This window comes from Frankia sp. CeRuru1, assembly GCF_977966315.1.
In genome coordinates, this window is record NZ_CDWWEW010000197.1 from 1 (window position 1) to 8,122 (window position 8,122).

10 protein-coding genes are annotated in these 8,122 nt (G+C 67.6%); 2 read left to right on the forward strand and 8 right to left on the reverse strand.

All coding sequences use genetic code 11. The features are described 5' to 3' along the window. The 6 genes from tmk to AC08OP_RS14830 all read right to left on the reverse strand — a co-directional run. The coding region (tmk, locus tag AC08OP_RS14805; protein ID WP_476614733.1) for a dTMP kinase at window positions 1-550 on the reverse strand (550 nt) is incomplete at its 3' end. Continuing rightward, on the reverse strand, window positions 547-2,031 hold the full coding sequence (locus tag AC08OP_RS14810; RefSeq protein ID WP_476614734.1) for a B12-binding domain-containing radical SAM protein: 1,485 nt from the start codon (window positions 2,029-2,031) through the stop codon (window positions 547-549). The genes AC08OP_RS14810 and tmk, both read right to left, overlap by 4 nt. After that, on the reverse strand, window positions 1,997-2,803 hold the full coding sequence (locus tag AC08OP_RS14815) for a DNA glycosylase family protein (RefSeq protein ID WP_476614735.1): 807 nt from the start codon (window positions 2,801-2,803) through the stop codon (window positions 1,997-1,999). The genes AC08OP_RS14810 and AC08OP_RS14815 overlap by 35 nt, the downstream gene beginning before the upstream one ends. A gap of 48 nt (window positions 2,804-2,851) precedes the next feature. Further along, window positions 2,852-3,457 (reverse strand): ATP-binding protein, encoded by a 606-nt coding sequence (locus tag AC08OP_RS14820; protein ID WP_476614736.1) that lies wholly within the window; start codon window positions 3,455-3,457, stop codon window positions 2,852-2,854. Next, window positions 3,454-3,783, reverse strand: a complete 330-nt coding sequence (locus tag AC08OP_RS14825; protein WP_476614737.1) for a recombinase family protein — start codon at window positions 3,781-3,783, stop codon at window positions 3,454-3,456. The genes AC08OP_RS14820 and AC08OP_RS14825 overlap by 4 nt, the downstream gene beginning before the upstream one ends. A gap of 44 nt (window positions 3,784-3,827) precedes the next feature. Next, window positions 3,828-4,175, reverse strand: a complete 348-nt coding sequence (locus AC08OP_RS14830; protein ID WP_476614738.1) for a hypothetical protein — start codon at window positions 4,173-4,175, stop codon at window positions 3,828-3,830. Between the two features lie 371 nt (window positions 4,176-4,546). Between AC08OP_RS14830 and AC08OP_RS14835 the strand changes: the two genes are divergently transcribed. Then, window positions 4,547-5,857: a helix-turn-helix domain-containing protein gene (locus AC08OP_RS14835; RefSeq protein ID WP_476614739.1), complete on the forward strand. Its 1,311-nt coding sequence runs from the start codon at window positions 4,547-4,549 to the stop codon at window positions 5,855-5,857. On the opposite strand, the gene AC08OP_RS14840 is transcribed toward AC08OP_RS14835, so the two are convergent. Continuing rightward, window positions 5,854-6,555 carry an HAD family hydrolase gene (locus tag AC08OP_RS14840; protein WP_476614740.1) on the reverse strand — a complete coding sequence of 234 codons (702 nt, stop codon included), beginning with the start codon at window positions 6,553-6,555 and terminating at the stop codon, window positions 5,854-5,856. The genes AC08OP_RS14835 and AC08OP_RS14840 overlap by 4 nt on opposite strands. Before the next feature lie 87 nt (window positions 6,556-6,642). On the opposite strand from AC08OP_RS14840, the gene AC08OP_RS14845 reads away from it, so the two are divergent. Continuing rightward, window positions 6,643-6,819 (forward strand): hypothetical protein, encoded by a 177-nt coding sequence (locus tag AC08OP_RS14845; RefSeq protein WP_476614741.1) that lies wholly within the window; start codon window positions 6,643-6,645, stop codon window positions 6,817-6,819. A 205-nt stretch (window positions 6,820-7,024) separates the two neighbouring features. Here the strand turns inward: AC08OP_RS14845 and AC08OP_RS14850 are convergent, their stop codons facing one another. Beyond that, the gene (locus AC08OP_RS14850; RefSeq protein WP_476614742.1) at window positions 7,025-7,798 is read right to left on the reverse strand and encodes a transposase family protein; all 774 of its coding nucleotides are present in this window, start codon (window positions 7,796-7,798) and stop codon (window positions 7,025-7,027) included. Window positions 7,799-8,122: the final 324 nt, after the last annotated feature.

Below are 8,122 nucleotides of genomic sequence, written 5' to 3' on the forward strand. Positions count from 1 at the left end.
CCAGAACAACGGTGTAACTCCACTGTGACACTCTGTGCATACGCGCAGGTAGAGGAGGCACCAGATGACCAGCATGACGACAGATCCGGCAGCGGGGACGATCGCGGGCGAACCGGCTGTAGAGCCCGCGCTGGGCGGCCCGCTCACGGGAGCGGACAGGGTCGCCCGTGAGGATGATGGTTAGATCGGGCCGGTCGGCGGCGGCCGCCAGCGTCCAGAGGAAATCGGCCGGCACGCCGTCGAGGCCCTGGAGCACCAGGGACGAGGCCACATAACGATCACAAACCACGACGGTGCCAGCGGCCAGCGCCGGGCGAATCTCCGTCTCAAGGTGCTGGTAGCGGTCGGCCGCCACCAAGCAGGCCAGGGTGATCCCCTGGTAGTCGTCGGTGCCGAAGCGGGTCAGGCTCCCCAGGGGGCTGGCGGTGGGCTCCTTGGTCGCCAGCACCGGCAGCCCGGCTCCGGCAAGTTGCCGAGCCAGGGCGGCCGTAACCGTGCTCTTGCCGATGCCGCTGGGCCCGTCAATGGCGAGGAAGAAGCCGCCCGTCATCGGCGGACGCTGGAGCGGGCGTGCTGCTCGCGGGACAGCGCCACCAGGGCGGCCCGCACCTCGTCTACCGTGGCTTCGCCGAACTGGATGTTCACGGAGAAGTTGAACTCATCCCGGCCGCGCATGGCTTCGTCGAGGCCGCCCCCGGTGAGATCCACGGCGGTGTAGGCCAGCAGCTGCGCGGGCTGGTAGCGGCCGGTGGCAATGAGCCGGTCCCACTCCGGGGTGCCGGGGTAGGGGCGGAACTCGAAGACGGAGGCCCGGAAGTCTCCCGGCTGGCCGTCCGCCACCTCCCACAGCTGGCGGACATGGTCGACTGTGGCCGCCAGTTCCTCGCGCCGCTCGGTGGGGAAGCCCAGGATGAAGTAGCCCTTGACGCTGATGCCGCGCTCGGTGAGGCGGCGCACCACGGAGCGGGTCATGTCTGGGCTGATCCGCTTGCCCATGTACCGCAGCAGCCGCTCGCTGCCGGACTCGACGCCCAGGGCTACTTCCCGCAGCCCGTTGGCGGCGAGCTGGTCCAGTAGGGCGTCGTCGGCCCGGTGCAGGATGTTGATGCGGCCGGTGGCGTCCCAGACGAAGCGGTCCCCGAGGCGGGCGGCGGTGAAGGCCTCCATGCACTGGCGGATGAACCGCTCGTAGCCCAGAAAAAGATCATCGACGAAGCGGAAGGCGGTCACGCCGCCGGTAGCGTGCAGTACCTCCATCTCGGCGATGATGCCGGCGGGCGTTCGAGTGCGGATGGTGATGTCCGGGTTGGCGCTGACGGCGGCGCCGCAGAAGGAGCAGTCGTAGGGGCAGCCGCGGGCACCGACCATGTTGGCCTCGACGCGGCCGTCTGGCGCCTGGTACGGGTCGCCCACCAGAAACCGGCGGTCGACGAAGGGCAGGCGGTCCACATCGGGGCTCAGGTGGTGGCCCGCGCCCGGACGGCCGCCGGTGACTGGCTGATGAAGGATGGGGTCGAGCCACATCACGCCGGGCAGATCGGCCCGGGAGCGCTTGTCCTGCAAGAGCTCTGCCACGCGGGTTTCGCCCTCGCCAAGCACCAGGGCTTCGAGAGCCTCGAAGCGGGGGTCGGTGATGATGGCGGCAGGCATGGCCTTGGCCTGGTGGCCGCCGACCATGACCATGATGTCTCGGTCCAGGCCGGCGGCGATTTCGGCGCTCACCTCGTAGGTGGGGGCCAGGAGGTTGAAGCCAGCCCAGCGCGGCCCGAGCCGGTTCACCAGTTGATAGGTTTCTTTGATACCGAGCCCCAGGGCTTCGGCGTCAAGTACGCCGACGTTGAAGCCCTGGGTACTGGCATAGGTTGCGATGTAGGCCATGCCAAGAACCGGCAAGGTGAAGTCGTTTACCCGTGGGCGGACGCCGTAATCACGCAAGGGGGCGTTGATAAAAACGGCGTCGAGCGACTGGTTCAGGTCGGCACCCAGGACGGGGCCGTCATCCAATGTCTCCATGTTGCGATCCCCAAGCAAGGGTCAGGAGGGTCAAGGTCGATAGGTGTTCCCCCGCCAGATGCCGCCACTGGGCGCCGAAGGCGCGCTCATTGTGAAACCAATGGTGCGCCGGAGCAGCCCGCCCGGCCCAGGTGCGTACGGCTAGATCGGCGTAGGGGTACAGGTCCCAGGTATTGGTGTAGTCGGCAACAGCAGCACCGGCCGTCCAAGGGCCAATGCGCTGGACGCTCTGCAATTCGTCGACCAGAGCAGCCAGGGGCAGACGTTTCCAGTTTTCGCCATGGGCCAGGTAGGCCGTGGCGGCGGCCCGCAATGCTGGCCGCTTGAAGGCAAGACCCAGCTCTCCGTATTGCTCGTCGTCTAGTTCAAGGATTTTTTCGGGGCTTGGGAACAGGCCGAACGCGCCACCGTCCGGCAGCGCTACCTGCTCGCCGTGGACGGCGCACAGCTGTCGGTAGAGCTTCTTGGACTGGCCCGCCCGGATGACCTGGCGCAGAATCGCGGTTGCTAGTGCCTCCCACAGCGAGGGGTTGCGGAAGCGTCCCACCAGCCCGAGGCCAGCCAGCTCCTTGGCCAGTTCCGGCACTTCGCTGGCAGTACCGTCTGGCATCCCGAAAACATCCGCCAGCGGCTCCGCCGCCTCACCGCCCAGGGCCGTAAGGGTGAGGCTGCCCCCGTGAACCTCCGCCAGGACCGGGCCGCCCGGCAACGCAAATACACGGCGTACCCCGGTATCGGTGGGTAGCCAGGCAGGGTATTCGGTCATCCAGCGGTCTGCGGCAAACGGCATAAGGAAGCTCCGGAAGTACGGCGAAATTGGGCGAAGATACTGGCGCTATTATCTCATGGCGTCGCTCCGGGGTAGACGGCCGTCCAGGGCTTGCAGGCCAGCGAGCACCCGTTTCAGTACAGCCATGTCATCGAAAACCATCCCCGGACCCGTGCGGGCGACCGTGGCCCGACGGTGCGGTAGTAGTGGGTTTGACTCCTGGGCTTCGGGCGGCGCGGGTGCCTCAATCTGGCACCAGGTAACTTTGCCCACTCCGGTGGGCGACGGGTAGTAGGCTGCCGCCGTGCTCAGGGCTTCGACAATATGAAGGCCCCGGCCACTCTCACCGTGGAGATATTGAACCTGAAGTTCGGGCGGCTTCGGGTTGCGATCCCAGACTTCGAGTATGAGGCTTCGCGCGGCCCAACTGATGCGCATGGATACGATGGGCCTTGAGCCTCCGCCGGAACTTTCCGTGGCCCGGACGGCATTAGTAATGAGTTCCGAAACGAGCAGGGCCGTGGTGTCGAGAATATCTGTAAGTCCCCAGCCTTCCAGCAACCCGGCCGCCGCCTGCCGCGCCAAGGCCGGCGCGGTGGTAGTGGCGGCGAACTGGTGGACGCTGGCCCGCAGATGGGCAGCTGGCTGGGGTGCGGTGCTGGCCGGAAGGTTCATGCCGGCCTCGGGGAGGGGGTGGCCGGCGAGATGGTGAGCACCCGGGCGCCCAGTACCTCGATTTCCACTTCGATGGCCTGCCGGACGGCGGGCAGCGGCGACAGGTGATCGAGATTTGCCACCAAGACCCCGCAGGCTTCCGCCCTCACAACGGCTTCGAGCAGGACCGTGAGGCCGGGACGCACGATGCGCCCCGGCGGTATGGACCGGTCGACAAAGATTTCGGCCAGGGCCAAGCCCTCGGCCTGGGCGTGGGCGGTGAGCTGGTCGTGGAAGCGGTCGATTTCGGCTTCGTCGGCGTGCTCGGAGCTGATGTAGCCGTACACTGTCCGTGCTGGCTGGCACTCCGTCGAGGACGGCGGGCGGCCGTTCATGAGGCGGGGAAGCGGGTGGCAGCCTGGCCACTCGGAAGGAACCCTGGCCAGATGAGGAAGGCCCGGCGGGACAGGCTAGCCGCAGGGGTGGGGCGCTGCCGGTCAAGCATCCGCCGCACCTCGATGTGCAACCGGCGCAGTTCCGCGGTGACGGCCTCGGTTCGCTCCTCGAAGGCCGCCTGCTGTACGGCGGTGGTGGGCAGGTCGCCCGCGTCGCAGGCGAGGACGACGCCGGCCGCTTCCAACCGTTCCAACGCCGCCCCGAGCCCTTCGGCAATCAGCCGCAGCGCCGCACCGCCCGGCGGCCCCAGCCCGGAGTCTTGCCTTCCGGTGTTTGCATCCACCGGTGCCTCCAATCCTGGCAGGAAGATCCACTGACGTGGACGTGCGCCCGAGGCCGGGGAGCGGGGTCCTCGACCCGGCCCCGGGCGCCTTGGTCCTCAGCGTGAGCGGACGGGACGGATACGGCCATGACGGGCCATGTATGACGGCTATACGTGGTGCAGCGGGTTCCCCACCTGGCGTGACCAAGGCCCGTTTACACTGCTGCCGAGCGCACCAGGGCGACCACGAACGGGGGCAAGTCGGGGCCATGGACGGGGCATCAGGCCGGTACTGCCGCTCCTGCGGGGGTCGCCTGGCCCGCGATCACAAGATCGGGTTTTGCGCGGCCTGCCAGCGCAAGCAGGAGCAGCGCCGTCTTGAGGCCCCAGTGGTGCCCGGTCATTTCTGGGAGACTGACGAGCTACGCGACGCCCTGGCCAGCTGGCACATCGGCCGAGTGATTGCGGCCTACCGGCGCAACCCCTGGCACGGCCGGGTGCTGTCGCAGGAACTGGTTGGCGGCTGGGTCGGCATCTCCCAGGTGCAGCTATCCCGGATCGAGTCCGGCCCGCCCATCAAGGACCTCGACCGCCTGTTGATGTGGGCGCGGACCTTGCGCATTCCGGCGCAGCTGCTGTGGTTCCAGCTTCCGGAGCAGCGGCCGGCGCCTGCCCCGGCGGCTCCGACGCCGCCCGTGCCCGCGGGGCCGGACCTGCCGGCGCTGCTGGGCAGCCTGACGGCTGGGCGCCTTCCCCTGGCCGCCGGCGAGACCCGTAGCCCCACCATCGGCATCTCCGCCTTTGAGGGCATGACTACGGGCCAGAGCGCGGAACTGCTGCTCAAGTTGTTCTTGCAGCTTGACGACGAGTTGGGCGGCGACAGCCTGTATCTGCCCCTCTCCCGGTATGTCGCCCGGATGGCGGTAACGGTGGAGCAGGACCCCGGTGACGGGCTGCTTCCCTTCGGCCAGCTCGCCCAGATGACCGGCTGGCTTGCACTGGACGCCGACCACCACGGCCAGGCCCGCCGCTACTTCACAACCTCCATCTACGTCGCTCATGAGAGCGACGAGCCGGGCTTGGCCGCCAGCGCCCTGGGTTACATGAGCCTTCAAGAGACCTACCGGGGACGGCCGGGGCCGGCGCTGTCGCTGGCGCAAACGGCGCTGGCCTCCGGGACGGCTGGGCTCACGCCCTTGACCAAGACGATGCTGGGCACGAGGCTGGCCCGTGCCCAAGCCGGAGTCGGCGACCCTGATGGCTGCCGCCGCACCTTGGACGCCGCCCGCACCGACTTCGAGGCTGCCGGCCACCGGGACGAGCCCCTGTGGGTGTCCTACGTCGACGAAGTGGAAGTGGCCGCCCAGGAAGGCGCCTGCCTCCTCGAACTGGGCCAAACCGGCGAGGCCGCAGCGGCGCTGACGCAGGCGATTGGCCTGCTTACCCAGCGCACGCCCCACCGCATCCGGGACCAGGTGCATTATTTGTCCCGGCTAGCGAAGTGCCATCTGAAGGCGGGCGACGTTGAGCAGGCCTGCCAGACGGCGGCCGATGCCCTCTCCCTGAGCGAAGCCATCGGCTCGACGCGGGTAGCCCTGCGTCTGAAAGAATTTGCGGACGGGCTTGAGCCCTTCGGCACCGTGCCCGCGGCGCGGGACTTCGGCGAGCGGTTCCGGCTGGCAACGGCTGGCCCGGCCAGTTAGCCCACGAGACCGAAGACCGCCGCTTGGAGGGCACGGGGCCGGGTGAGGTCCGGCAAAACGGCGTCGGCCCCGGCAGCTTCGAGGTCCCCAACGGTGCTGCTGCCGGTGGCAACGCCCACTGCCCGCACGCCAGCGTCGTGCGCGCCCCTCACATCGTGCGGGGTGTCCCCGATCACCACCACCCGTGGCCGAGGGAAGCTTACGGAGTAGGCGGCTTCGGCCCGCTTGATCGCCAGACGCACCAACACGGCCCGGTCGCTGTCGTCGTCCCCGTAGCCGCCCACGCCCAGGTCCAGATGCTCCGTCAGCTCGAAGGCGGCCAGCTTGACTTCGGCGATGGAGTGCAGGTTGCCCGTCACGACGGACTGCACAACGCCTTCGGCCACCAACGCCGCAATAGCCTTACCGGCACCGGGAAGGCTGCGGCCGGCGCCCCTCATCCGGCCTTGGAGCTGCTGAGCCGCCTCACCCAGGGCCTCATAGAAGGCCGGTAGCAGCGGCTCCGGCTCGGTGATCCCACCAAGCCGCAGGGTCTCGATGATGATGGCGCGCTCGGTGCGGCCGGTCATGTCGGCCAGCTGCTCCATGGGTCTGCCCGTGACGAGCTGGTAGGCGCGGGCGTAAATGTCTCGGCTGACGCCCTTGATCTCAAGCAGGGTGTGGTCGATGTCCCAGAGGATGAGGGCGGGTTCGGTCACTGGGCCATGATCCCACGCCAGGAGAGGGCATGCGGTACTGGTCGCCGCCGCCGCCGCGAAGCGGCGCTTGACAGAAGTACAGGCAAGTTGCACCACTCCAGGCCCACCCTCGACAACTCCGCGCGGGCCTGGGCGGTGGAGCTGTCCCGCGCCGCCTGGCGCATGTTCGTGGCCGTCTGCTTGGCCGTCGAGGTGGCGCACTGCATCCTGAGCGGTCGCAAGCGGCCCCGGCACCGCCGCTTACCGAGCATCCGGCCGCCCTGAAGCGGCGCAAATGAAAAAGCGGCTGCTCGCTGGAACGGGAGCCACAATAAGCACTAACCAAAAAACTCACTCTTAGCTTACCGGGCATCCGGATGTCGGTCAATGCCTTTCGTGGCATACCCTCTCCTTACAAGTCAAAGGGGGTCGCGGCCGGTGCCTGGTAAAGCAAGACGGTAAACAAGGAGCCATTTCAAAGTTGGTTTTCCTAAAGGCCCTCGGTGGCGAGGACGAGGACGGCCTGGGCGAAGGTGCCGACGCGGCGTGGGCAGCCACGGAAACGGTCGAATATGTGCCAGTTCTTGAGGACCGCGAATCCTCGTTCGCCTTGTGAGCGGGTGGTGGCGTGGGTCCGGTTGGCCTCCTTGTCACGGTCGGGGAGGTCGTTGTTCTTGGGTTTCTTGATCGGGACGAGGAGGCTGTCGCCCTCGCCGCCGACGTAGCCCTTGTCCGCGTAGAGGTAGAGCTCCGAGCGGTCGATCAGATCGAGGATGTCGTGCATCCGGGCCGCGGTGAGGTCATGGACGGAGCCGGGAAGCCCTTCGGAGATCCAGATCAGCCGGCCGTAGGGGTCGGTGAGGCCCTGCAGGTTGATGCCGTGGTACTTGTGCTTGCCCGAGTAGTACAGCTTGTTGTGCGCGCGGACACGGTTGGTACGCACGACGGTGCCGTCGAGGATGAGGAAGTTGCTCTGGGTCCACGCGAAGATCCAGACCGCGGCGAGCAGGGTCCGGCCGTGAGTGGCGAGCAGGCGGACGGCTTCGCGGATGTAGTTGTGGACGGTGCCGACACTGACCTGGAAGCCCTCGGCGAGCTGCTCGTAGCGTTCACCCTTGCGTAGGTGGACGAGCACCAGGAGTGCCTGCTCGCGTGGGGGCAGCTTGCGCCAGGTCCGACGCTGGGCGCGATCCTCGGCCAGCAGCCCCGCAAGGAAGGTCAGGGTCGACTCGGGCAGGTCGACGACACCAGGGTAGGTTAGCAACGGAAGTCCTCGGTCAAGGGCACAGTGGGGTAGACACCCTGTGATCTACCGGGGACTTCTCTATTTACGGCACCCCTCCGGCCACCGCCCGAACAACTATCGCCGCCAGATGACGGAACGACCGGAACCAGCAGGGCTCCGGCAAGTTCGCGATTTGGATGGTGATGGTCGTGTTGCCGGGTGTGATGGTGGCCGTGTATGGGTGGGATGGTTCTGGGTGGGTCGTCTCCCGTTGCGGGTCGCGGGATCTGATGGGTGCGGGACACGCCGGGGACACGTGTCGCTGACAGAAAAGCAGGCACGCCGCTTGTAGATCACGCAGAT

Coding starts and splice junctions, on each gene's coding strand:
- AC08OP_RS14815 (WP_476614735.1), bottom strand. CDS start 2,803: ATGCCGTTTGCCGCAGACCGCTGGATGACCGAATACCCTGCCTGGCTA.
- AC08OP_RS14820 (WP_476614736.1), bottom strand. CDS start 3,457: ATGAACCTTCCGGCCAGCACCGCACCCCAGCCAGCTGCCCATCTGCGG.